Origin of the sequence: Ignatzschineria larvae DSM 13226, from assembly GCF_038500265.1 — a bacterium.
GTDB lineage: Bacteria > Pseudomonadota > Gammaproteobacteria > Cardiobacteriales > Wohlfahrtiimonadaceae > Ignatzschineria > Ignatzschineria larvae.
This window is the reverse complement of the sequence record NZ_CP150637.1, coordinates 344,413-371,342: the sequence shown is the minus strand read 5'-3', so window position 1 is coordinate 371,342 and position 26,930 is coordinate 344,413. Positions and strand designations below refer to the sequence as shown.

The 26,930-nt window shown below is 41.2% G+C and carries 22 protein-coding genes; 8 read left to right on the top strand and 14 right to left on the bottom strand.

Annotated features, from left to right (window positions below):
- Positions 1-72 precede the first annotated feature (72 nt).
- The 3 genes from bamC to xth all read right to left on the bottom strand — a co-directional run bounded on the left by bamC (position 73) and on the right by xth (position 3,161).
- Positions 73-1,005 (bottom strand): outer membrane protein assembly factor BamC, encoded by a 933-nt coding sequence (gene bamC / locus WMO13_RS01640; RefSeq protein WP_169727760.1) that lies wholly within the window; start codon positions 1,003-1,005, stop codon positions 73-75.
- Positions 1,006-1,244: 239 nt separating this feature from the next.
- Positions 1,245-2,120 (bottom strand): 4-hydroxy-tetrahydrodipicolinate synthase, encoded by an 876-nt coding sequence (dapA, locus tag WMO13_RS01635; protein ID WP_026878433.1) that lies wholly within the window; start codon positions 2,118-2,120, stop codon positions 1,245-1,247.
- A 276-nt stretch (positions 2,121-2,396) separates the two neighbouring features.
- On the bottom strand, positions 2,397-3,161 hold the full coding sequence (gene xth / locus WMO13_RS01630) for an exodeoxyribonuclease III (protein ID WP_026878432.1): 765 nt from the start codon (positions 3,159-3,161) through the stop codon (positions 2,397-2,399).
- Between the two features lie 252 nt (positions 3,162-3,413).
- Between xth and glnA the strand changes: the two genes are divergently transcribed.
- Positions 3,414-4,826, top strand: a complete 1,413-nt coding sequence (glnA, locus tag WMO13_RS01625; protein WP_026878431.1) for a type I glutamate--ammonia ligase — start codon at positions 3,414-3,416, stop codon at positions 4,824-4,826.
- A gap of 283 nt (positions 4,827-5,109) precedes the next feature.
- On the opposite strand, the gene WMO13_RS01620 is transcribed toward glnA, so the two are convergent.
- The 10 genes from WMO13_RS01620 to WMO13_RS01575 form a co-directional block, all read right to left on the bottom strand.
- A complete protein-coding gene (locus tag WMO13_RS01620) occupies positions 5,110-5,772 on the bottom strand; it encodes a GntR family transcriptional regulator (protein ID WP_026878430.1) in 663 nt (220 codons plus the stop codon).
- Between the two features lie 81 nt (positions 5,773-5,853).
- Entirely contained in the window at positions 5,854-6,471 is a 618-nt protein-coding gene (locus tag WMO13_RS01615) for a malonate decarboxylase holo-ACP synthase (RefSeq protein WP_026878429.1), read from the bottom strand.
- On the bottom strand, positions 6,462-8,141 hold the full coding sequence (gene mdcD, locus WMO13_RS01610) for a biotin-independent malonate decarboxylase subunit beta (RefSeq protein WP_026878428.1): 1,680 nt from the start codon (positions 8,139-8,141) through the stop codon (positions 6,462-6,464). Before mdcD ends, WMO13_RS01615 begins: the two co-directional genes overlap by 10 nt.
- A complete protein-coding gene (locus tag WMO13_RS01605) occupies positions 8,131-8,430 on the bottom strand; it encodes a malonate decarboxylase subunit delta (protein WP_026878427.1) in 300 nt (99 codons plus the stop codon). The genes mdcD and WMO13_RS01605 overlap by 11 nt, the downstream gene beginning before the upstream one ends.
- Positions 8,411-9,382, bottom strand: coding sequence for a triphosphoribosyl-dephospho-CoA synthase (locus tag WMO13_RS01600; protein WP_051396102.1), 972 nt, complete (start codon positions 9,380-9,382; stop codon positions 8,411-8,413). The genes WMO13_RS01605 and WMO13_RS01600 overlap by 20 nt, the downstream gene beginning before the upstream one ends.
- The gene (mdcA, locus tag WMO13_RS01595; protein ID WP_026878426.1) at positions 9,383-11,023 is read right to left on the bottom strand and encodes a malonate decarboxylase subunit alpha; all 1,641 of its coding nucleotides are present in this window, start codon (positions 11,021-11,023) and stop codon (positions 9,383-9,385) included.
- Positions 11,020-11,934: an ACP S-malonyltransferase gene (locus WMO13_RS01590; RefSeq protein ID WP_051396101.1), complete on the bottom strand. Its 915-nt coding sequence runs from the start codon at positions 11,932-11,934 to the stop codon at positions 11,020-11,022. Before WMO13_RS01590 ends, mdcA begins: the two co-directional genes overlap by 4 nt.
- A gap of 10 nt (positions 11,935-11,944) precedes the next feature.
- Positions 11,945-13,516, bottom strand: a complete 1,572-nt coding sequence (locus WMO13_RS01585; RefSeq protein ID WP_084331420.1) for a purine/pyrimidine permease — start codon at positions 13,514-13,516, stop codon at positions 11,945-11,947.
- Between the two features lie 124 nt (positions 13,517-13,640).
- On the bottom strand, positions 13,641-14,738 hold the full coding sequence (locus WMO13_RS01580; protein ID WP_034855273.1) for a M42 family metallopeptidase: 1,098 nt from the start codon (positions 14,736-14,738) through the stop codon (positions 13,641-13,643).
- 386 nt (positions 14,739-15,124) lie between these two features.
- Positions 15,125-18,010: an insulinase family protein gene (locus tag WMO13_RS01575; protein ID WP_026878423.1), complete on the bottom strand. Its 2,886-nt coding sequence runs from the start codon at positions 18,008-18,010 to the stop codon at positions 15,125-15,127.
- Between the two features lie 534 nt (positions 18,011-18,544).
- Here WMO13_RS01575 and lepA point away from each other — a divergent pair.
- The 7 genes from lepA (at position 18,545) to WMO13_RS01540 (ending at position 25,623) form a co-directional block, all read left to right on the top strand.
- Complete coding sequence (lepA, locus tag WMO13_RS01570) at positions 18,545-20,338, top strand: translation elongation factor 4 (protein ID WP_026878422.1); 1,794 nt, start codon at positions 18,545-18,547, stop codon at positions 20,336-20,338.
- A gap of 55 nt (positions 20,339-20,393) precedes the next feature.
- Positions 20,394-21,230, top strand: coding sequence for a signal peptidase I (lepB, locus tag WMO13_RS01565; RefSeq protein ID WP_034855272.1), 837 nt, complete (start codon positions 20,394-20,396; stop codon positions 21,228-21,230).
- A 1-nt stretch (position 21,231) separates the two neighbouring features.
- A complete protein-coding gene (gene rnc / locus WMO13_RS01560; RefSeq protein WP_034855271.1) occupies positions 21,232-21,900 on the top strand; it encodes a ribonuclease III in 669 nt (222 codons plus the stop codon).
- Between the two features lies 1 nt (position 21,901).
- Complete coding sequence (gene era, locus WMO13_RS01555) at positions 21,902-22,792, top strand: GTPase Era (RefSeq protein WP_026878419.1); 891 nt, start codon at positions 21,902-21,904, stop codon at positions 22,790-22,792.
- Positions 22,793-22,916: 124 nt separating this feature from the next.
- Positions 22,917-23,855 (top strand): DMT family transporter, encoded by a 939-nt coding sequence (locus WMO13_RS01550; protein WP_051396099.1) that lies wholly within the window; start codon positions 22,917-22,919, stop codon positions 23,853-23,855.
- Between the two features lie 129 nt (positions 23,856-23,984).
- Entirely contained in the window at positions 23,985-25,043 is a 1,059-nt protein-coding gene (locus tag WMO13_RS01545; protein WP_051396098.1) for an aminodeoxychorismate synthase component I, read from the top strand.
- Entirely contained in the window at positions 25,003-25,623 is a 621-nt protein-coding gene (locus WMO13_RS01540) for an aminotransferase class IV (protein ID WP_245601139.1), read from the top strand. The genes WMO13_RS01545 and WMO13_RS01540 overlap by 41 nt, the downstream gene beginning before the upstream one ends.
- 45 nt (positions 25,624-25,668) lie before the next feature.
- Here the strand turns inward: WMO13_RS01540 and purU are convergent, their stop codons facing one another.
- Positions 25,669-26,517, bottom strand: coding sequence for a formyltetrahydrofolate deformylase (gene purU / locus WMO13_RS01535; RefSeq protein ID WP_026878416.1), 849 nt, complete (start codon positions 26,515-26,517; stop codon positions 25,669-25,671).
- Positions 26,518-26,930: the final 413 nt, after the last annotated feature.

Here is a 26,930-nt window from a genome sequence, read left to right as displayed (position 1 = left end):
TTATTTTACCAAAATATAGGATTAACTATTCTAAACTCATATTATGATGATAACTATGATTCCAAGACAACATTACTGCAGCTTGGTAGAAATTTTATCTACCATTTCTTCTAAATGATTAACTGTCAAAACAGGTAAAATATCTATCGCGGTACCATTAGCCGATTCATTGACACGAATGTAGTACACTTCACCCTCACGGTCATAACGAGTAAAGAAGAAGAAACGACGTTTTTTGATAACTCGACCAACTCGATAAGTATTGATACCTGAATATTGTTCTAAGATATTAAATTCAGCGCCATCATCTAAGATTTCACCAAGTTGTTTCCATACATCCTGTTGCGATCTATTACTGACAGTAATATGCATCCCCTCCCGGTCAATAGCGGGGATCCCCTCCTTTCCCAAGGCACTAAGCCCATCACCTCCCACGCCTAATCGCGCAGATAGTCGTGCTAAGAATTCAGCTTCAAGCTCAGGATCACCTGCCGATTCAACCCATTTATGGAATTGCTGATCATTACCCGTTGCTTCATCTTTCAATGCGTAATGTGTTACAAATACAAGCACTCGATCACCATCGCGCTCTAAACGAATTTTAAATTTATCTTTAGAGGTCGAACCTAGTAAGCTTCCTGCGACTTTACGAATTAAACCACGAATAAAGCCATCATCTACATTCGCTTGGTTTTCAGCCCATTTAGTTTCGATAATACCGGCTTCAGGGGTCTGGGACTCGATTTCTAAACCAAGCTGACGCACAAGTTGCTGTATCTGTTGCCAAACATAATCTGGTGAATGCCCAGTATTAATCCAACGTCGACCATTTTCAGATTCAATGAAGGTTAAACCAGCATTATCCCCTGTAGGTAATACTTTTTGTGCAACTTGTTTTTGATGTTGCCGATACTCTTTAAGTGTCGTAGTCGCTACAGTATCTGTTCTTGTTGTCTTCACTAAGCTTGGTGGATACTCAAGTGGATTCACTTGCGATGATGACAAATAACGCAAGCTATCGCGCGGTTGCACTTTTTGCGTAGAGCAACCACTAATAACTAAACCTGATAGCAGTACTACAAACGCTATTTTTTTTTGTATACATGGACTAACCCTTAACGAATTAAAATTCTTGTTATTGTATAAGCGATTTAAGTAATCACAAAATACTTTTTGTGGATTATAGCGTAAAAACAAACCCATTGCTCTTTTTATCCTATATAAGCTCTTATAATAGCAATAATTTATGAATAAATCCCTGCATTTTTCATCGCTTCGCGAACGGTCAAATGATACTGTTTATTTAACGGTACAAGGGGAAGGCGAATACCCGCGTGAATTTTTTTCATCTCTTGTAAAACCCACTTTACAGGAATGGGGTTTGTTTCTAAAAAGAGTACATGATGTAACTCTTTAATCTTATCATTTATAGCATATGCTTCAGTCTCATTACCTGCTAATGCTGCTGCAATCATGTCATGCATTTGAAGAGGAGCTATATTTGCGGTAACAGAAATAACACCTTTTGCCCCTGCTAATACACACTTTGCCGCAATTCCATCTTCGCCCGTTAAAACATCTATTTTATCCCCAACACGACGAATCAATTGCTCAACGCGCTCGAAAGTACTTGCTTCTTTAATCGCCACAATATTTTTAAGCTCTGCTAATCTCGCGACTGTATCGACTTGGATATCTGAGCAAGTTCTTCCTGGTACATTATAGAGAATTTGAGGGATATCCACTGTTTCAGCAATTAACTTGAAATGTTGATAGAGCCCTTCCTGTGGCGGTTTATTGTAATAAGGTGCCACAAGTAAGCATGCATCGGCTCCATCTTCAGCTGCCCAATGAGTTAGACGAATCGCCTCTTCTGTAGAATTGCCACCTGTTCCAGCAATTACCGGTACACGCCCATTGACATACTGAACAACACGTTTAACTACTTCACGATGTTCATCAAAATTCACTGTTGCAGACTCACCGGTTGTACCCACAGCAACAATTGCATCTGTTTTATTTTCAATATGAAATTCGACTAACTTTTCAAATGTATCGTAATCAATTCGACCATCAGGGAACATCGGTGTGACAATCGCCACAATACTACCACCAAACATACTTTCTCCTTTGTGAAATACTGGTATCAGGTAACTTAAGAGACCTCATTATTTAAGTTTCATCAAGTTTCAATTATATCCCATATACTTAACTACCATACACTTCATATGCTCTTTATATATACGTTTTATTATATGCTTCATTCATCTCATTTGAATAACGCCAAATAACTTTGAATAGATCTTGAATAAACCTTGAATAAATTTTAGCCATTTATCTGCTCTATTGAGATAATCACCTTTTACATCTTCATTGTTAATAGTTGTCATAAATCATCACTTAAATACAACAGAAACCGGCGCATGATCTGAGGGGCGCTCTAAAGCCCTATAATCAAGATGAACCATTGATGATTGATATCGCCGGCCTAATACTTTCGATGATAATAGATGATCAATACGAATACCACTATTTTTCTCAAATCCACCCTGACGATAATCCCACCAAGTAAAAGTGCCTTTCGGTTTTGCTTCAATACGGAGCGTATCTAAAAATCCTAATGCTAATATTTTTTGAAAAGCAGCTCTTTCTTGATCCGTACAGAGTATCTTTCCTTTCCATGAAGCAGGATTATGCACATCATCATCCGCCGGCGCGATATTAAAATCTCCAATAACGATCAATTGAGCATATTCTTTAGATAGCTGCTGAAGATAAGCAGTAAAAGCCACTAACCAACGCAATTTATATTGGTATTTATCAGAATCAGGATTTTGCCCATTGGGCACATAGGCATTCACAACACGTACACCTGCCACTGTTCCGGCAATTACTCGCTTCTCATCTGAATCAAAGCCCGGTATATCAAGCACAACATCATCGATCGGCTGACTTGCGATCAAAGCAACACCATTATAAGTTGGCTGACCATTAAGCGCTACGTGATAACCGGTAGCTTCGATCTCAATTAGAGGGAATTTATCATTCGGTGCTTTCAATTCTTGCAAACCAATAACATCTGGCTTTTCAGTTTCAAGAAAAGAGAGAAGGTGAGTTAAACGAACATTGATGGAATTAACATTCCAGGTAGTAATTTTCATGAATATGAATCACCTTTCGCTATTTTTAGTGATAGTTCATTATTGAAGGATAATGGTAAGAAAGAGATATCCTTGATCCACACTTTTTAAAGTGAATCGTTCTTTATTCTACGTCACTCCGAGCAAAACATAAAGCAAGGAATTTCATCAACTTTTTTTACAAAAAATTCTAGCTATCTCGCCGTTATTTCTCTATAAAATTAGTGTAGAATATTTAGTTTAGTGATCGAAAATTTGAAGGAGAGAGATTCAATGGCGGCTGATAGTATACGTTCTGTATTAGAACTCATTAAAGAAAAAGGTATTTTATTTGTTGATCTTCGTCTTACTGACATGGTCGGCCAAGAACACCACTTCACTATCCCCGCACGACAGGTTAATGAAGAACTCTTTACTCAAGGAAAATTTTTTGATGGTTCTAGTTTTAAAGGTTGGAAACAGACTGAATCTTCAGATATGATTCTTCTCCCAAACCCTGAGAGTGCGTTTATTGACCCATTAATCAAACATCCTACACTTGTCCTTATTTGTGATGTATTAGAGCCCGATACAATGGATTACTATTCTCGTGACCCTCGAGCTTTAGCGAAAAGAGCAGAAAATCACCTACAAGAAACAGGGATTGCAGACACTGCATTTTTAGGCCCTGAAAATGAATTTTTTATTTTTGATAATGTGCAGTATAGTACAGACCCCAATCGCGTAAGCTATGAATTGAATTCCTCAGTCTGTTATTGGCAATCAAGTGGAGCGAATGCTGTTTCAGGTCATTTAGCCGAGAAACAAGGGGGCTATGCACCTCTTCAACCCGTTGATAAACTCCATGATTTACGTAATGAGATTACACTTATTGCTGAGGAGACGGGTATTGAAGTAGAAATTCATCATCGAGAAGTTGCGTCTGCTGGACAATGCGAAATTGGCTCTCGTTTTAATACGCTTCTTAAGAAAGCAGATGAAACACAAAGACTCAAATATATCATTAAAAGCACAGCTGAACTACATGGTAAGAGCGCAACATTCCTGCCAAAACCTTATTTTGGGGAAAATGGTTCAGGAATGCATGTACATATTTCTCTATTTAAAAATGGGGAGAATATGTTCTGTGGTGATGGTTATAGTAACCTATCACAAACAGCGCTCTACTTTATTGGTGGCATTATCAAACATGCTAAAGCCCTTAATGCCTTTACCAATGCTTCAACGAATAGTTATAAACGCTTAGTGCCACATTACGAAGCACCAATACTATTAGCCTATTCTGCCAAAAATAGAACAGCTTCTATTCGTATCCCTTATATCGCCAATGAGAAAGGTCGTCGCATCGAGATTCGTTTTCCTGATGCAACGGGCAACCCTTATCTCTCATTTGCTGCAATGTTAATGGCTGGAATTGACGGCATTAAAAATCAGATCGATCCAGGTCCTGCTTCTGATGAGAACCTCTATGATCTCTCTAGCGACCAATTAAAAGCCATTCCAAAAGTATGTAAAAGCTTAGAGGAAGCACTTGAAGCTTTAGATAAAGACCGTGAATTCTTACTTGCGGGAAATGTCTTTAGCAATGATCTTATTGATGCTTATATTCAATTGAAACAGAAAGAAGTCAATAAAGTTGCAGAAACACCGCATCCCGTGGAATATGAGCTTTACTATTCAATTTAAAACACTTTCATGCTATCAATTATTCATGAATGATAATCGATCACATGTATAGCTAATGTAAGACCCGTTATATCAGCAAGTAGATATAATGGGTACCTGTTCAGATTAGATTCTCTTTTTATAGTAAGATCGGTTAAAAATAAGCTTATTTAAATGCCAGCGCATCAGCTGTAAATTATTGATTGAAAATATTTGCAAGGTTTATATGAATTTTTATCCTGCAATGAAGGTTAATTTTCTTAAACCAAAATCACTATATGTTCAATATGAAAGATCGATGCCTTTATGCCCCTAACCTCTGCATCACTGTCCGCTGTAGTAGCGCTAAGACATCTTTCTGATGCATCAATAAAACCTCGGTTAACTTATCAAAATCTCGGGCTTTTAATGCTTCAATCAATTCATCATGTTCATTTACAGGTTTTTCGATCTCTGAACGGTGATGATGATATAGCTCATTTTGAATAAAGGCTAAACTCACATAAAAAGAGGGGTAGCGCTCAATTAATACTCGGCTCCCTGAATGCTCTACCAGGGCATAATGAAATTGATAATTATAAAGGCTCAATTCAGCGACATTACGCATCGCATCCTTCATCTTCGTAGAGAGTGATGTTAATTCGGCGATCAATTCTGAAAAATCTTTGATTCTTGGGTATTTCTGAATCGCTTGTTGCTCTAAGAAAAAGCGCAGATGATAGAGATCAATATGCTCTTCATAAGTAAAACTATTAAGAAAAGTCCCTTTATTCTCAATCTTCGTCGCGATCCCTTCGCTGACTAACATAAAAATTGCCTCTCGCACTGAGGCGCGGCTTGCACCCATTTTCTTTGCATACTTCTCCTCTAAGATCTTATCCCTTGGCTGAATTTCGCCGGTCATAATATCTTCAATGATTGTTGCCTTAATCGAATTGGGTAACGTTTTTGCCCGTTTTTCTGTCATAACAATCCATAGTTATTGAAAATTGAAAGAAGTATAACAAATATTGCACACTTCTTTCTACTATTGCAATATTCACCGCGATTACTTCCAAACATCTCTAACAAGAGAGTAACCATCTATTTTCTTTAATAAAATTTCTTTATTTCCCCGCGCATATTCCACCAAATGAAAAGCACCTTTCTCTATTTCTACCTGAAAGTCCACTTTTTTTGCACAATGATTACTCATAATTAACCACTTATTCGCGCATTCCCGGGAAAATTTTTGTGAAGGATAGAGAATAATATCAAGATCACTATTGTCGGTAATCGCCGCCTGCCCTGTCGTTAACTCATAACCTAGACTTCCGCCAATGCCCCACTCAATATCTGTCAAAATATCGGCCATTGCTTCAATTGTCGTGAACATCTCAGAGAACTGATCAGCTCTTGCCCAATGATGCCAAGTCTTATTGACCACTAGATCTTGAGGCCGGATAATCTCTTCAATCCAATCAATAGGAATATAGCAGCCAAATCGCTCTCCTCGAGAAGTGCCACGAATGCCTATCGGTATCTCGTTATCACGGACTATAGCTCGACGAATGACGTGATAAGGCGATTGCTGCCAACGCTCTAAAGCCCATTGTGGCAAGAAAAGCGTATCCAATGATACGCCTTCCTTTACCTTTACAATATCGTGCGGATAGACTATTGCCATACTTCATCCAAACGATTGCGTACTTTATTGGTTTCTACCCGACCAAAGCTTACAGCTTGCGGATTGGTATAGCGGAATGTTAAATCTGTCGCATCATCCCCTAAGCTATCAATGGCCTCTTGGGCTTTTGCTAACAATTTCGCGACATCCGCCTCTGTGGGTTCATCAGCATTATCCACCGTTAATAGATCATAGAGTGCGCCGAGTTTTTGGAAGCTACGAATATCGTAAGCAATAGCCGGGACTTTTGCTGAAGCCGCATCAATCTCTTCCACTGTTCTCAAAGTAACGCGTGCGGCAGATTCTTTCGACATCGCTTGAACGTTAATCGCTTTATCATCTAAAGCAATCAAACGATTTGACTGTAAACCGTGAGCTAAGAACGCCCCTGAAATCGCATTCCCCACGATAAGACCAATCACAGGATGTCCCATCTGACGAGCTGTTGCATACGCATCAGCACTGGCCGCTAAAGCGAGATGAATACCGATCAACTCCTCTTTATAACCATACGCTTGGCTTGGGACATCGATGACGAGCATAATAGGCCGTTTTTCTGCTTTATCCTTATCTTCCTCAATCGCTTGCCAAATATATTTGGCCAGTACAAAGCCCTCTTGTAATCCTACCTCACCATTGCGCACACGATGAAAACGATTCGTTTTATTAGGCACGACTGCAAGATAGCGACGTTTTTGCCCATTTTGCTCCACATCCGCAGCTAATACCGAGGGTACAGAGCTTGTGGGATGCGGAATACCGGTTAAACGAGAAAACCAACTATAACCCCGTCCGGCGCTTTGATCTTTCTCTCCTGCTGTGGCAAGCGGATAATCAAATACTTTATCAGCCGTTGTCTTTGCAAAGAGATCTGCATATTGATCAGGGGTTAAAGGCGCCTCGAAATCAATCACCTCTAATAAACCTAAGAAACGATCTAACTGCCGAGAACGGAAGTTTTTAGGAGGATTAGTGATTACTTTTTCAATAGTTTGACGAATAGTGGCAATATCATCTTCCACCACTTCATCCACTAAACCGGTCTTCGCTTTCTGATTAACGCCGATCGTATCCCAGATTAAGGCTTGATCGCTTGAATCGAACTCTCGCACACCCGCTTCTTGTTCAATAACCTGCGGGCCATTGAGACCAACGCGAGCCCGATTTGTAGCAATAAGATAAGAAGTGACTGCTGAAGTGATCGACATTCCTCCAAATGACCCTACTAATCCTGGCACAAGGCCAATCACTGGAACGTGCCCTCGTAGCGCAATAATCATATTTTGAATTTCAGAGATTGAAAGCAACCCATAATTCGCTTCTTGTAAGCGCACACCCCCTGTATCAAAGATAATAATAGGATAGACTCGATTCCCTGCCTCATTTTCTTCTAAGGCTTTACCAAGCGCCGCGACAATTTTTGCACCACTGACTTCGCCAATTCCACCACCTTGGAAATCCCCCTCGATCGAGATTACAATGGCTTCTTGACCATCAAGCTGGCCACGCATCAAAATGACCCCATCGTCACTTTGTGGCACAATCCCTTGCGGCATCAGATAAGGACTCATCAACTCTTCAAAAGGCCCCAAAAATTCCTGTGAACTCCCTTGGTCGAGTAACGCAATCGCCCGTTCACGTCCATTTAATTCCACAAAACTATTTCTCATTTTTCAATTCCTCCAAGGCTTGTGCTAAACGAAGTGAAACAACGCCCGGCGTTGCACCAAAATCATGAATCGTCACTTTCACTAACAGCGGATAACGGGTAAAAAAGCGATTAAGTACCTTCTCCCAGACAGCTTCAAAACCATCACTGCCGGTAATCACCGAAATCTCGGCATGATCACCCTCAATAGGTTCAAATAATACTTCTAAATCACCAGAACCTACGACCCCTACATGGGCGCGATTGTTGACCGCCTCATGTCCTTGATATTTAAAACGTAACTGTTCCATTGATAACTCCTACTTTTTCTAAAAATATAATGGCTGCTAATAGATCCGCACTGCCCCCTGGTGAGAGATAAGCTTCAGTGCAATATTGGCATAACTGTTGATAAGCTTGCTGTCCTGCTGTTGTTGTCAATCCTAAAGTTAATATTCTAGTGGCAAACGCTTGAATTTTGCGTAAAGTCGCTAAATCACTGCGCGCAATAATACAGGTATCTTCGACTACGCTTATCAGCTGTAATAGCCGTTCAATGTTAGAGAGATCTTCGCTTTTAATAAACTGATGCGTTTCACTAAGATCAGTATCTACGGCTATTGTCGGCAATGACAACACATATCGTAAGGTAGGAAAGCCAAGTTGTGCCTCTTCGAGCGCCCCACGAATACCATATTTCCGTCGGCTCTCTTGCCCTTTGGTCAAAGTACGTGACTGATAATAACGATCGGTAAATGAGGCTAATTGACCACAATCTTGCAATAGAGTAGTCAAAGAGGTCAAAACAGACTCTCCTCTTATCAGCGCCTCACTTATTTGATGGGCTAGTACAGCAATCATCAAGCCCAAAACCCAGATTGCCCCCTTATGAGTATTCACGCCACCGGTCACTTGTAGCATCTTCATCTCCCCCTCTCGACCAATCTTAGCGATCTTTTCTCGCAAAGATTGATCAAGAGGTGCGCTATAACCCGATAATGCTATTTGATAAAAAGTGTCGTGCAGAGCTCTCGCGGAAGCGACTAACAGCGCCCAATCCATATCCTTGTGCGCATTACTGCTCCTAAAATCGACAAGGCCGGGTTTCGGCGTTAAGCTCACTTCCTCAATCAGTGCGAACACCGCTTGATCAGCAAGCATTGATGCAAGCTCTTTTTGAGATGCACAAATAAGGCTCCCCACAAAAGGAATACCGAGTTCACGACACTCACCACTGCGATCACGCTGAATATCTCGATTCATTTAAGACCAACTTCTAAATTTAGCAGGTGGAACATAAAGACCATCAGACCATTGCACAAGATCTTCAATAGAGTGCGCGGCTAATAGTGAACGCTTCGCTTCTGTACGAGCCACTTGTAGATCTTCCGGCAATGCGACAATCCCTTTATCTCGAAGATCCCGGACTTTCGCTTCATCCACATTATCTCCAATAGGTGTTACGCCCGCTACCGCCGCAATCGCCGCTCGGCGCTCCTCTAAACCCTCGGTTTTATAGAGATAGGCAATGCCCTCTTCAGTCACTAAATGGGTTGTATCATCGCCGTAGATCATAATCGGTACAATATCGAGCCCAGCTTGCTTTTTCACTTCGATCGCATCTAAACGATCCACAATCACAGGCTTTTTATTCGCGCCATAAGTTTCTACCATCTGAACGACAATTTTACGACCTTTCGCTAACTCATCTTTCCCTGCTAGATCAAGCCAAGCAGGTGTTGAGTGCCGGCGACCACCGGGATTGTGTCCCATATTGGGCGCGCCCCCAAACCCCGAGAGACGACCTAAAGTGACAGTGGAAGAGTTTCCTTCCTTATCAATCTGTAAGGATGAACCGATAAACATATCCACTGCATATTGCCCGGCCACTTGACACATAGCCCGATTTGAACGCATTGAACCATCGCTGCCGGTAAAGAAGATATCAGGGCGAGCTCGAATATAATTCTCCATCCCTACTTCACCACCAAAGCTATGAATACTCTCAACCCAACCCGATTCAATGGCCGGAATCATCGTGGGATGCGGATTAAGTGCCCAATGTTTCGCAATCTTACCTTTTAGGCCTAATTGTTCGCCATAGGTTGGTAACAGCAATTCAATCGCCGCTGTATTAAAACCGATTCCGTGATTGAGTGATTGCACTTGATGACGTTCATAAATCCCGCGAATGGCCATCATTGCCATTAAAATCTGAATCTCGGTAATCGCTTTAGGATCTCTCGTGAAGAGTGCTTCAAGCGCATAAGGTTCATCTGCAACGACAATCGCATCCACCCAAGATGCCGGGATATCGATACGAGGCAATTGATCGACCATCTCATTGACCTGCACAATGACAATGCCATCTTTAAAGGCGGCAGATTCAATAATAGTCGGTGTTTCTTCGGTATTAAAACCGGTGTAAAGGTTTCCCTCTCTATCTGCTTTATCGGCAGCGACTAACACTACATTCGGAATTAAGTCGATAAAGAGACGACCATACAGTTCCAAATAGGTATGAATATCGCCTAATTGCACCACCTGATCTTCAATCATTTGCGAGATTCTTAGGCTCTGCGCACCGGCATAAGAGAAATCGAGCTTCTTCGCAATCCCTTTCTCAAAAATTGTGAGATGTTCAGGGCGTGACACACTTGGCATAATCATATGCAGGTTATTGACTTTTGCGGTATCTACCTCTAAAAGTTTTTGAGATAGAAATGAAGCTTGCTTCTGATTATCCCCTTCTAATACAACCTTATCGCCGGGATTAATCAGCGCTTCGAGAGCAGCAACAATATTATCACTACTAATATATTTACCATTTAACATCGGTGCAATTTTAGCCATTTTTGCTAATTTTGCCTGCCGTTTTAAATCCCACTGTTTAGCTGTTTTCATACTTCCTTACTCCGTTTATTAAATAAAAAAATCGTATCTTCAATTCCATATTGATCGACGCAGTAGGTCAAAGCGCTTGGATAACTCCGTTTGACAAGATTGGTAAGTGTTGAGCCCGGCGGTAATTCAATAAAATGCTTCATTCGATTTTCAATCGCCACCTGCATCATATCGAGCCACTGCACGGGATGAACCACATTTTGAATAAGATCTGTCACAATCTCTGCTTTCTCAGTTAAAAGCCGCCCGGTACAATTGCTCAAATAAGGATATTTCGGGGCATTAAAATGCATCTCTTTGGCCAATAAGGTCAGTTCATCCGCCACCGGTTGCATTAAAATAGAGTGGGACGGTGTTGGCACAGAGAGTCTTTTGGCCATACTTGCGCCATTCTCTTTCGCCTCTTGAATCACCCGATCAATCCCACTCCACGCGCCTGAAATGGTGAGCTGCAACTCCTCATTTTGATTTGAGACATAGATCGGTGCATCAGTGGTAAAACATCTCTCCACTAACCGTTCGACCTCACGACGAGTCAGCCCGACAATGACGCCCATTCCATAACCTGTTGGGTAGAGTGATTCCATCAGCGAGCTACGTTTATACACCAATGCAATCGCATCTTCCTCAGAGAGTACGCCGGTACACGCTGCAGCACTAAAAGCCCCTAAAGAATGACCAGCGACAAAATCAGGTTGAAGTCCCGCCGATTTTAAAGCTTTCGTCCCACTCATTTGAGTAATCAAAAGTGCTAACTGAATATCAATGGTGTGATTATAATCGGGCAAAGTCACACGATAATCTCGACCTGTAATCTCGGCAACCATCTCAAAATAGCGCTCTTCAACAGGCTCTAACATCGCTAAATTTTGTGCCCCTTGCCCGGGATATAACCAAATACTGCTACTCACATTACACTCCTTATTCCCTACTATTTTCGTGTTTATTGTCGTGTTCGTTGTCGTCTTTATTGCTTTGCTTGTTTTCATCCATTGCCGGCTGTTTGACCACTTCTACTTCCTCATCACTCACAAAGCCCTCTACAGTTTCAACCGGCATCACTTTTGCCTTGGAATCGTGATCTTTATGAATCTCTGTATGAGCCTCTTTATGCAATTTTGACTTCGCTTCGGCTTTAGAGACTAATCCCTGAATAGATTCGATTAAACCGCTTAAGGTTAAGGGTTCTGGTGTAATGCCGGCTTCCTCTTGCTCTCGTTTTTTGAGCATAGAGCGCTCCAGAATAATGGCAAATGCCGTACCGACAATTAAACCATTACTTAAAATAGAGACGGTTAATGCAGACATATTGGCAAAGGCAGTACTTGGCATAAACATAATACCAATACCGATAAACCAAGCAGCAGCGGCGACAAAGTTGCGAATGTCTGGGTATTTCGCGAGTGCAAGTTGATTTTTTGCAATAATAATCGTCCCAAAGCCAAAGGTCGGAACTAATGCCGCAAAGCCTACAGCAGTGGGTAGAGCTGCAAATAGGGCTGTCACTTTTGGCGATAAACTAATAGCAATAATCAACACATTTCCAAGAATAAAGGGAAGTTTTTCCGTAATACGAGTTTGCGCAATAAAGGCCGCAGAACCCGAAATAGGCACAGGTCCGATTGCACCGAAAGCACCTGCCATAATATGAATTAATCCAGATACAACCCCCGTCTCTTTAAGGCGATTTTCAGGTTGAATATTGAAAGTTTCTAACGTAATTTGTACTGCTTTTACACTAGCCATTAAGTTGGTGATTAAGAGCACGGTCAATAGCACAACATTAAGTACCATTCCAATCTCAATACGGGGCATTCCAAATGGGAAGAGTTCTGGTAATTGGAAATAGGTCTCTGTAGGAACAACAGGATTCCCTTTACCGAAGATAATGAAGAGCGCCCAACCTACGGCTATGGAAATTAAGGTGCTATAAGCTGCCACTGATTTAAAGCGTTTTACATAGAAAGCACTTGCTACCGTAATGATCGATAAGAACATCACGAGTAGATCCACTGTATCTCCCGGTGCATTAACACCCATCATTCCTTTCACGAAAGTGCCTGAAAGCTGAACTACCATTAATAGTAGATAAACACCAATAATCGTCGGAGTAAAGAGCTTCGCGATCTTCTCGATCCAACCAAGATACGCAAAGAGAATAAAGACAAAACCACTTAAGATAAAGCAGAACCCCAATACCCGTAAGGTTTCAACATTGTCTTCATTGCCAGGGCCAAACATTGCGCCGCCAATCCCGAGATAGAGCACAAACACTGCCCACCAAACGCCGGCAGGCCCCTCGATGATAGGCATTTTATGCCCCCAAAAAACCTGAATAATACCGGCAACCCCTAAAACAAAAAGTGTTCTAGAGACAAATGTTACTAAAACATCCCCTGTTAAACCATAGGTTGAGCCAACTGCGACAGGAATAACGATACTTCCCATCAATATAAATAACATCCATTGGAATGACGCTAAAGGAATTCTCATATTTAACCCCTATTGATCTGCGCTGATCACTATGCAATATCGATAACCTTGTACGGTAAACCGATGCCCGTTTTACAAGGAAAGCCCCACTACGAGATGTAGCAGAGCTTTATACTCTTTTGAATTAGATGAATGATGTATTCATATTCTCATTATCTTTGATAAGACCTTGAAGAATATTGTATACATCTACACTATCATTTAAATTCGTTAACTCAATAGGTGAATGAGAATAACGGCGCGGAATCGCTAATGTGGCACAAGGAATACCGCCCCCTGCGTGCGAGAGCTTCGCCGCATCCGTCGTATAACCGCCGCCTAAAAGGGTTAATTTTTGCAGGTTAATATTCTGTGCAGATGCTTGTTTCTCAATCGCTTTACGCACAGCGGGATGAATCATACTAAAGAAGATAGGCATTACCGCATCGGCAAGTGGAAGGCCTGGGCCTTGACCTAAACGTACAGGCAGATCACGATCTGTATTCACATCAGGCGTATCGCCCGCAGGAATGGTATCTAATACAATCGCATAATCGGGCGTATAACGATCCCCAGCTTTCTTCGCGCCATAGAGACCCACTTCTTCTTGTACCGTAAAGACCCCATGAACCGTTCCGGCAAAATCCTCTTTAGAGAGGTTTTTGAGAAGTTCAATTAAGATTGAGCAGCCTAAACGATCATCAACCGCTTTCATTGAGACATAATCAGGATCCACCATTTCGGTAAACTCACCAGAGATAATCACTTGATCGCCAACGCTAACACCATGAGACTCCACTGCTTCACGAGAAGGAAGCGCCATATCAACGTAACATTCTGAGACTGTTTTAACGCGTTTTGCTTCTTCAGGTGTTTGCAAATGCCCAGGTTTTGTACCAATGACACCCGGAAGATTATTTTTACCGATATAGACTTTACGTCCAAGAAGTAAGTTATCAGGCACACCCCCTAATTTCTCAATTAAGAGGAATCCATTCGGAAGAATATTTTTAACAATCAGACCAATCTCATCCGTATGCGCTGCAATCATCATTGTTAAACCATCTTTATGGCCTTTTTTAATTGCATGCACATTACCATTTTGGTCTACTTTTAGTTCATCAACATGCCCTTTTAAAGCTTTCATCACATATTCAATCGCAGGTTGCTCTTGCCCAACACCTGCATTAATCATCGTAAGATCTTTTAACAAACTCTTAATATTATTTTTTACATTCGCCATCACAAATACCTCTTTCAATTTAAAGTATTGCTAATCCGTTAGCTGTTTTACTACGCTTTTAAATTGTCGACAATTTTGTCGACAAGTAAAATGTAACTGAAATCATAGGGGAAAGCAAAAGTATTATGATAGGAAAGAATTATCTATTGACTTATATCAAAGGGATATTACGACTCAAAACCTAAAAAAATCCCTGATGTCCGATGACACCAGGGATTCCATTATTAATAATATTAAGTTAAAAAATTATTGATTTTAATATTTACATTGATATTTGTATTGGAATTTATGTTGATATTTATATTAACAGTGATGTCAACAAAATCGATTAATATTCACTTCAACAAATTTAAGGCTAGCAAATTAGTCATTTAACAAAGTTGCAATTACAGCTGTTTTACCTCAAATCCAGCTTCTTCAAGTGCCGCTTTCGGCCCTAATACTGCTGTATGAGTATGACGATCTTTAAAGTAGGTATTCACTACCCGTTTAAGATCATCAAGCGTCACTTTCAAAACAGAAGCGCGATAGGCTTCTAAATCTTCAGGTGTACGCTCATAACGTTGCATAAAATAACGGTCTCCAAACTCCGCTGCCGGCGCTTTAGGTCGATCAATCGCACTAATCACGCCTAATACCGCTTCCTCTAATTGCTGCTCTTCATGCTCATTTTCTAATAACCAGTCAAGGGCTGCGTCGAAATCCTGAAGCGTCTCTTGTAGACGAGGATCTCGATAACTAAAGAAGTTAAATGCACCAGAAGCCGCATTGTAAGTTGCACCACCGCCATAAGCACCGCCCTGCTCACGAATCGCTCTATGAAGATAACCATTACGTAAGAAGCCAGTTAATACCTGTAATACAGGCGAATCTGCATGATCTCTGGTGACCGTTTTATAGCTCTTCGCGCAGTAGAACACAGGCGCATTAATCGCCCAACCTAAAGAGATCACTTCATCTTCTTGAAGCGTTACAGGTGCTTTAAAGCCCGGCGTTTTCTCATCAATATGGTGTGCTATTACCGCTGCAAACTCTTGCCCAATCGCTTCAATATTCTCAGCATCATTTAACACAATGAGTTCATAAGGGCTATTTTGCAGTTTAGTGAGTAGATTAGATAATTTCTCACCAAATGCTCGGCAAGCCTCATTATCTCGCATTGTCTCTTCAATGGTACGGAATGATTTAATCGATTGCATACCGCTTAGACGTTGATCTAACTGTGAAATAAGAGAGATGTTTTGACTCGCAACGCCCATTGCATAAGCATGACCATTGCTGACAATTCCTTGCTCACGACCTAATTTAATCTGCGCTAAGATCTCTTGCATGCGCTTTACTTCATCAAAACGGGCATTAAAGAGAATATCTTGTAGTAATTCCCCAAGCTGATGATGATTCTCTAACAATGCTTTCCCTGATAATACCCAGAAACCTTTAATATCATTGTTGAAAGGCTGATACATAGTACGCGCAGAAACACCGCCGGTAATCGCAGAAATACGGGCTTGTTGTTCACGATAAGAGAGTTCACCAGCCCCCATCTCTGTAATAAAGGCATCTAAAAATGGCAACATATCCATCTCTTCTGCTGTCAATTCAGGTAGATTCACCACAATAGATTGATAAGTCATACCATTAGTCGTGGGCGAACCTAACACGACCTCTTTATGACTATAATTCAATTCAGGGAATGTCAGCTTTTGAGGAATATCCGCCCTGGTGACCATCGGCAAAATGGAATCGTCATCCACTTGCCCTTGACGTGCTTGTAATGCTTTGGCATCGGCAATAATTTTCTCCGCTTCCTCCGGTGTTAAGCTTGCTTGAATCTCTGCTAAACGCGCTTTCTCATTTGCTACTAACTCTTCTGCTAATGTATGACTTGGATTAACCGTTAACATCACACGATGTGGGTTATTGAGTAACAAACGATCGATCAAATTAGGGATGAATTGACGATCTTGAATCTCTTCACGCATTTGCTTTAAGGAGTCGTCAAAAGAGAGCGTATCATACGCCTCGCCACCATGTAACACCGGCGTTAAGGTATCGACAATCAGGCGAAGACCATACGGATAACGATCTCCTGAGATCTCTCTCGAAGCGAGCTCTAATTGATGTAATGCCGCTTCAATACTCTCTTGTGGAACACCCTCGTCACGTACTTGCGTTAAGGTATCAATAATTAATTGATTAATCTTATCTGTATCTTCCCCATTAGCCCCTTCTAAACCACAAGAGAAGAACGCTTCTCGTGTCCCCTCTTCAAGCCCACAGAACATTGAAGGCGCTGTCCCTAAATCAGTGGACTCAAGGGCATAGCGAAGTGGTGAGCTCGCATTATCGACTAATACACTACTTAAAATACGCGCACGCATTAATTCATCAGCATCGGTAATTTTATGTAACAGCCAAGAATTGATCACATGACTCTGCTTCTCAAGCGGCTCTTCTGCCGGCAATGGATAAGTTGCAGTGAAAGATTGGGGTTCCGTATAGCGTTTCTCATCCGGCACACTAAAATCAAAATCTTGATAACTAAATTTTGAGAGCGCTTTTGCTTCAAAGACTTTTTGATGTTCAAGCGGATCCATATTGCCATAGGTCATCAAAACACTATTTGATGGGTGATAATGTTTCTTATGGAAATTCACTAACTGCTCATGGGTTAAATTCGGAATATCTTTCGGATCGCCCCCTGAGTTATTGTGATAAGTAATCGTTGGAAAAAGTGCCTTAGTGAGTTCTTGGTAAAGCACCGAACCAATAGAACTCATTGCCCCTTTCATCTCATTAAAGACAACGCCTTTATAGACTAATTCACTCTTTGGATTCTCCATTTCAGTGAACTCAAGACGATGTCCCTCTTGTAGGAAATCTAAATAGTCCAATTTTGGAAAAAAGGCTGCATCTAAATAGACATCTAATAGATTATAGAAATCCTTTTTATTTTGGCTTGCAAAAGGATAAGCCGTCCAATCCGATGAGGTGAATGCGTTCATAAAGGTATTAAGGGAGCGTCGAATCATCATAAAGAAAGGATCCCGTACCGGATAATTCTCAGAACCGCAGAGCGCCGTATGCTCTAAAATATGCGCCACACCGGTAGAATCTTCCGGCACCGTTAAAAAACCCACTAAAAAGACATTATTACTGTCGTCACAAGCAAGATGGATATGCTTCGCCTTAGTGACATTATGCTCATACTCCTGCAAAGTAATATTGAGCGATGGAATAAATGTTTCTTTAGTTTTGGTAAATGTCTGCATCAATTAAGCCTCTCTTCTTGTATCTAAATTAAAGTATTTATTCAATCATTATCTATTCAATCATTATCTATTCAATCATACATTCATTGAATCACTTCATTAAGATACACGTTCTTTAATATATGGGTAATGTGTCTTGTGTCTGTTTTGTTGTTATAGGGATATATGATGAGTCTGTTATAAAACCACAATCTCTAGTGGCAACAGAATCGATATTCAGTTCCCTATCATAGCAATAATCTATCGCTTCCTCTAAACTTCTCAAAAGTTCCTATCTAGAGATTAGGGAAAGCCTCTCTAATAGATGGTCTTAAAAATGCAAATTTCAAGTAAAGCATTGCAAATGCTACTCAACATTTACCAAATATTGACTAAATCAAAAGGCAAATTCAATTTCTCATTCTTTCCACGCCTCCGGCACAAAATCATTGTAAAATAGTCGATAATATTTAAATTTATGTTGATAGACATTATTTGCTAAGATAGAGCTCTTTTAAAGTACGATCAATCACCTTTTATTAATAGAAAGAATCGATGAAGAATATTAGAAACTTTTCAATCATTGCCCATATTGACCATGGAAAATCCTCTTTGGCCGATCAATTCATCAGAATTTGCGAAGGTCTCTCCGAACGTGAAATGGAAGATCGCGTACTTGACTCGATGGATCTTGAGAAAGAACGGGGAATCACAATCAAAGCACATTGTGTTTCGCTCGACTATAAGGCAGATGATGGCGAGACCTATCACCTTAACTTCATCGATACACCAGGACACGTGGATTTCTCCTATGAAGTTTCACGTTCGCTTTATGCATGTGAAGGTGCGCTCTTAGTCGTGGATGCGGCACAAGGTGTTGAAGCACAATCTGTAGCAAACTGCTATACCGCCCTTGATCAAGGCTTAGAAGTCATTCCTGTTCTCAATAAAATTGATCTTCCGGCAGCAGAGCCTGATCGTGTGGCAATGGAAATTGAAGATATTATCGCAATCGAAGCGCTAGATGCGGTACGCTGTTCCGCGAAATCAGGGATCGGTGTGCGTGATGTACTTGAGGATATGATCAAGAAGATTCCTGCCCCTAAAGGGGATGTGGATGCACCACTTAAAGCCTTAATTATCGATTCTTGGTATGACCAATATGTGGGCGTTGTCTCACTTGTGCGAATTTTTGATGGTGTGATTCATAAAGGCGATAAGATCAAGATTATGAGCACAAAAGATACCCATGAAGTCTCGCATGTGGGCGTCTTTACACCTGCACGAGTGGATAAAGAGAAGCTCTCAGCAGGTGAAGTAGGCTTTATTATTGCCGGCATTAAAGAGATTGATGGCGCGCCTGTTGGGGATACGATTACCCTCGATAGAAATCCGGCAGATGCACCGGTTCCGGGATTTCAACATGTTCAGCCTCGTGTTTTTGCAGGGCTATTCCCGATTGAATCTGAAAAATATGAAGATCTCCGGGAAGCGCTTAGAAAGCTTCGTCTGAACGATTCTTCACTCCATTTTGAACCTGAAACATCGCAAGCCTTAGGCTTTGGTTTCCGCTGTGGCTTCTTAGGAATGCTCCATATGGAAATTATCCAAGAGCGTCTTGAGCGGGAATATGATCTTGATCTCATTACCACTGCGCCGACGGTAATTTATGAAGTAGAAAAGAATAATGGTGAAGTGATCTATGTAGATAATCCAGATGGATTGCCGAAAGTGACCCTTATCAAAGAGATTCGTGAGCCGATTATTGAGGCGAATATCTTAACGCCACAAGAATTTATCGGCAATATTATGAAACTCTGTATCGAAAAACGGGGCGTACAACTTGATATGGTCTATGCCGGTAATCAGGTACAGCTCCGTTATGAACTCCCCTTAAGTGAAGTGGTACTCGATTTCTTTGACCGCCTAAAATCGGTCTCTCGTGGCTATGCCTCATTTGATTATAAATTTATTCGCTTCCAAGCCTCTGATCTTGTGAAGGTAGATGTCTTAATCAATGGCGAACGCGTCGATGCCTTATCACTCATTACCCATAAAGATAATGCGCAGTATCAAGGTCGTAAACTTGTTGAAAAGATGAAAGAATTGATTCCAAGACAACAATTTGAGATCGCGATCCAGGCTGCTATTGGGGCGAATATTATCGCAAGAACCAACGTTCGTGCCCTTCGTAAAGATGTAACGGCAAAATGTTACGGCGGTGATGTGAGCCGGAAACGGAAACTCCTCGAGAAACAGAAAGAGGGTAAAAAACGGATGAAGCAGGTGGGTAGCGTAGAGATTCCTCAAGAAGCCTTCTTAGCAGTTCTTAAAGTGAATGAAGAATAATCAAAAATCACCATTTAAACAGCCATTGAAAAGCCATTGAAAAGAGTAATAAACTATGTCGATATTTGCCAATTTTACCCATTATCTCTCAGTCTTAATTATCCTCGCGATTCCTGTGACGGGGTTAATTTGGCTGATAGATGCCCTTGTCTATAAGAAAAAGCGGAAACCCGGTAAGAAAGAGCCTTGGTTTGTGGATTGGGCAAAGTTCCTCTTCCCGGTTGTGCTCTTTGTCGGCGTACTGCGCTCTTTTATTATCGAGCCTTATGTGATTCCCTCCGGTTCAATGCAACCGACGCTCTATGCCGGCGATATGATTGTGGCCGATAAGTGGTCTTATGGTGTGAGAATGCCGATTACCAATCAACGCCTCTTCTCTAAACCTGGTGAAGGTATTGAACGGGGCGATGTAGCTATTTTCAAATACCCACAAGATGAAAAAATTAACTATATTAAGAGAGTTGTCGGTATTCCCGGTGATGTGATTGATTACCAAAATAAACAACTCACTATCAATGGTCAACCACTAGAATACAGTGTTGTCGGTGCAGCACGTGCGCCGGAAGAGGAAGATCTGATTGTAACCGAAATGATGCCGATTGGAACGGTTGATCAGCCTGAAACAGGTGAGTATAAAACCCATCAAATTCAGACTTCCCGAATGATTACCCAAGCAGATAGAGGTTTAGGCCTACATCAACGTTTCCCTTTCACCATTCCTGAAGGAAAATTCCTAATGATGGGTGATAACCGGGATAATAGCTTTGATGGCCGCTTCTGGGGCTTTGTGGATGATGAAAAAATTCTCGGCAAAGCCCGCTTTATCTGGATGAATTATAACTGTGTCACCTCTTTTGAAGACTGTGATCACATCTTTACCACAATTGAATAATATGCAACGACTTGAGCAGAAATTAAATTACACCTTTATGGACAAACGGCTTCTTAAACGCGCCTTTGTTCACCGATCTTACTCACAAGATAATAACGAACGCCTAGAATATTTAGGCGATGGTTGTTTGAACTTTATTATCGCGGAAGCACTCTACCATAAGTTGCCAAAAGCAAATGAAGGGGAACTTAGCCAATTGCGGGCGCATCTTGTCAAAGAAGATACCCTTGCCGAAATTGCGCTACAACTTGAACTCAATAAATTTCTGATCTTAAGTGTCGGTGAGAAGAACAATGAGGGGGAATATCGCCCGAGTATCCTCTCCGATTGCTTAGAAGCCCTCTTTGGTGCGCTCTTTTTAGATTCTGATTTTGAGACCACACGATTAGTGATTCTCTCGCTCTATGAACCTTACTTTCAAAATATTATTGAGAAAGCGAAGAAAGATCTGAGCGATATCTTTAAGAGCCCGAAAAGCCGACTTCAAGAGAAATTACAAGCCCTTAATCGTGAAATCCCCACCTATGATGTGATTGATATCACCGGTAGAGATCACGAGAAAGTCTTTAAAGTACTCTGTACTTTTGAAAATTTACATACGATTGCCGAAGGCACCACCAAAAAACGTGCCGAACAACGCGCAGCTGAATTAATGCTGGAGAAAATATAAGATGACCAAAGCCGGATTTGCATCCATTATCGGACGCCCAAATGTAGGGAAATCCACCCTAATGAACCAAATTTTAGGGCAAAAAATTAGTATCACATCCAATAAACCCCAAACAACGCGCCACGCAATTACCGGGATTTATACCGATCAAGAGACCCAAATTATCTTCCTTGATACGCCAGGGATTCATACTAATATGCAATCAGCGCTCAACCGTCAACTCAATAGAACGGCAATGAGCTCAATCAACACAGGTGATGTGATTATCTTCATCGTAGAAGCGCAGCGCTTTAATAAAGATGATGAGAAAGTACTCGCAAAACTTAAAGGGGTAGAAACGCCGGTTATTCTTGTGATTAATAAGATTGACCGCGTTGAGAATAAAGAAGCGCTCTTCCCCTTTATTGCCGAGATGAGTGAAAAATTCCCCTTTGCAGAAATCGTACCGCTCTCAGCCAAGCAAGAGAAATCTGGGCAACGATTAGTAGAAGTGATCGAAAAATACCTCACAGAGCAGCCTTTCCCTTATAGTGAAGATGAGATCACCACCGTTTCAAGTGCATTCTTAGCGGGCGAAGTTTTACGGGAAAAGCTCACAAGACGACTCAATCAAGAGCTCCCTTATACTATTGCCGTTGAGATCGAAGAGTTTAAAATTGAAGGCAATCTCTATCGTATTCTTGCAGCGATCTCGGTCGAAAAAGAGAGTCAAAAAGGGATCGTGATTGGTAAAGGCGGTCAAGTACTTAAAGAAGCCAGTACTCAAGCCCGTATTGATTTAGAACGCATTTTCGATGCCAAAGTTTTTCTACGTGCCTTTGTGAAAGTACGAGAAGGTTGGTCAGATGATGAACGTGCGCTCAACGCACTAGGTTACAAAGATCTCACCTAAGCGATCAATAGATAATCATCAAGGTCTTCTTTTCAGAAGGCCTTTTCATTTGAGAAGCTCATTACCCTAGCTTTAATTTTCTTGCCATTGATTACACGCCTACAGCGAGACCTATTTGACCATTATGAATCGCTTACAATATCTCTTAAAACGCTATACCGACAATCAACACTACTCGCTCTATGGCGCACTCTGGATGATTCTCTCCGGCATTGCCTTTGCCGGCATTAATGTTGTTACACCGCTGATCGCTGAACATTTCATAATCAGTTCAAGTTGGATCGCTTTCTATCAATATCTCTTTGCCCTCCTTTTTATGGCACCCTTTCTCTTCAGAAGAGGATTGAAGCAGATTTTAAAAACGCACCATTTTATGACCCACTTTTGGCGAATCTTAATGGCGGTCATTGGTATTCAATTTTGGGTTAAAGCGCTCTCTCTACAATTTCCCATAGGCGAAGGAGTTGCACTCTTAATGACATCGCCTCTGTTTGCCAGTCTTGGGGCTTTTTTACTTCTTAAAGAGCGTTTTACTTGGCCTCGCGTGATTGCCACGCTACTTGGATTTGTCGGAGCCATTATTATCTTAGCACCTAATCGACAACACTTTAATTGGGCGGCGATCTTCCCGATTTTGGCGGCATTCTTCTGGGCGATGCACGCGCTTTTAATGAAACATCTCTCCGATAAAGATCATCCATTAACAATGGTGAGTTATCTCTATATCTTGATGGTACCCATTAATCTTCTAATTGCCCTTACCGATAATTTTAGCCATAACCCTAATCCCATATTTATTCCTGATTTAGCGCTTTTAGGGGCGTTATTACTGCTAGGATTACTCACCGCAATCGCCCAATATGCCGTTGCCAAAGCGTATGCGCACGCCGATGTCATCTTTATTCAGCCCTTTGATTATCTCAAATTACCGCTCAATACCTTCTTAGGTTGGATTGTCTTTGGTTGGGCTGTGACGACACAATTTTGGATAGGCGCTGGATTGATGATTATCGCGTTATTAGCCATTAGCTTCTTTGAGATGCCGCGATCTTCAACAAAATAGGCATCGATAAAAAATTCCCATAAATGAAAAACTTCTCTGAATGCAAATGATTATTACTTGAACTCATAACCATACCTGTTCTACCCTAATAGCTCTTTCGGTTATTGCGATATTCAAAAGGATTTTATTGTGCCCATTACGCTCTACTCATCACAAGATGCGATTCAAAAAATTAATCAACTCAGTCAAGCAGGAACGCCTTTTCTCTTTATCATCAATTATAATTGCACTCAAAGTGCAGTGATTCCCTTAAGTGAGATCAATCCGCAAGAGATTGCTTATGATTTTCCTCATCACAGTAACCTACCTGAATTTGAAGCTAAACATCAATCTTTACTTGCAACGCTTCAAACCCCCATTTGGCACGTCACACCGGTCACTAAAGCGGATTATCTGAAAGCGTTTACCCCGCTGATGAGCGCGCTACAACAAGGCTCGATCCAATTAGCAAATCTCACTTTCCCCTCACAGATTCGTTGCAATTTGACCTTTCCTGAAATTTTTCATCGTACCAATGCCAAATATCGTCTCTATTTCAAAGATCATTGTCTCTCATTTTCTCCTGAAACATTTGTCACTATTGATGAAAATGGCATGATCAAAACCAATCCGATGAAAGGGACGATTAATGCGCAATTGCCGGATGCTGAAAAGCAGATTATGGAAAATCCAAAAGAGATCGATGAACATCAAATTGTAGCCAAAGAGGGATTAGCTGATATTGCGCTTGTAGCGGACAATGCAACGATTACCCGCTATCGTTATATCGATCGTATTAGTCGCGGTAACGGGGAAATCTTACAAACAAGTACCGAGATTCAAGGTCAATTGCCTAACCATTACCAAGATCATTTAGGCGATATTCTCTTTCGCTTACTGCCTGCGGGTTCTATCACCGGTGCACCAAGAGCTAAAGCAACCGCACTGTTAAGCGAGATTGAAGAATACGATCGCGGTTTTTATACCGGTATTGCCGGGATTTATGATGGTAAAACACTCGACAGCACCGTCTTAATTCGTTACCTTGAACCTCAATCGCAAGCGATGACTACGAAACCTGAAGCGCAACCATCGGATAGTGCGATTTTCCATTATACCTTTAAAAGTGGCGGTGGTATTACCGCTCTTAGTGATGCTACAAGTGAATATGATGAACTTATCGAAAAAATCTACCTGCCGATTTCTTGAATCCATTAAGTTAGAAGATGGCTTCTTCTCCGCACTCTCTTATCATCAAGCACGAATGGATGAAACAAGGCAACACTTCTATCCCGAAGCCCCCACCATATCGCTACCACTTGCCTTGATGAAGCAGAGTAAAATTCCGCCTAAAGGGCTCTATAAAGCGAGAGTACTCTATAGTGAGGTTATTGAAGAGATCGAATTTGTGCCGTATAAGCCAAGAGAGATTGCCACTTTAAAGCTGATCGAAGCAGAGTGTGATTATGCCTTTAAATATGAGAAGCGCCCGGTACTCAATACGCTCTTTCAACAAAAAGGAAAATGTGACGATATTCTTATCACGCAAAACGGTTATCTTACCGATACCACCATTGCGAATATCGCACTATTGAAAGATGGCATTTGGTACACGCCCGAAAAACCGCTCTTAAAAGGGACAAAACGCGCAGCGCTTCTTCATCATCAGTTGATTACAGAAGCACAACTTCATCAGGATCAATTAGCAGAATTTGAAGCGATTCGACTCTTCAATGCGATGATTGAATTTGGGGAAATTGAGCTTCCTATTCGGCATATTATTCGTTAACTTTTTATTAAATATTCGTTAAATAGGAAGCCCTATTGTAATAGCCTAAAATACGACGGTTTTATTACCCTGAACAATCACACGATCTTCAAGATGATAGCGTAAGCCTCGGGAGAGTACGATTTTCTCAATATCTTTCCCGCGGCGGACCATCTCTTTTACGCTATCGGCGTGCGATACCCGAATCACATCTTGCTCAATAATCGGGCCCGCATCGAGCTCTTCAGTCACATAGTGGCAAGTAGCTCCAATCAATTTCACACCGCGAAGCGAGGCTTGATGATAAGGCTTTGCCCCAATAAAAGAGGGTAAAAAGCTATGGTGAATATTGATAATGCGATGACGATATTGCTCACATAAATTCGGTGGAATAATCTGCATATAACGGGCTAAAACAATCGTATCCGCTTTTGAGGCTTCAATCAGTTCATTCACTTTAGCAAAACTCGGCGCTTTATCCTTAGAATTGACCGGCACATAGTGATATGGAATTCCGTACCATTCCACAAGATTCTGAAGATCGGCATGATTAGAGATCACACCAACAATGTCACAATCGAGCTCTTCTGCATGCCATCTCGATAGAATATCGACTAGACAGTGCGCCTCTTTACTCGCCATTAACATCACCTTATGCTTTTTAGCCGTATCCACTAAACGCCAATCAAGCTGGTATTGCTCGGCAATCGGTGCAAATAGCGTAGCAAACTCAGCAGCCTTAAAGGGTAAGCTCTCCGCTTTAATCACATGCCGCATGAAAAACCGTCCAGTTTCAAGATCCGAATGATGATTTGCCTCCATAATCCAACCGCCATGAGATGCAATAAATTGGCTCACAGCGGCAACAATACCCACACCATCGGGGCACGACATTACTAAACGGTAGGTACTCATTTTTCCTCTCTCCTCTTCTAGGACAATTACTGTCAATCATTATTGATTACAAGATATCAATGCTAAGATCACGCATCTCTAGCTGCACCGCTATGACTGATCTCTTATCTTCATCTTTTATTTCTTAGCTTTTACTTCTTAACTTTTACTTCCTCTTTATATATCTCAAAAAATGATTATCATTACAACTATTAGTGATACATAAATTTTCATAAATGAGGTCAATGTTCAGCTTAATAACGAGGAAAACAAGCAAAATACATTGATTTATCGACTATCTCAGAATCTTACGAGGCGTAAATAACAGGTAATATTTTGAAATGATTGAAGTATTATTTCCAATTTTATAGACAAATTTATTGCAAAAATCCCCAATTTCTCCCGTACTACTTCGCTATTACCTGCTATAATCG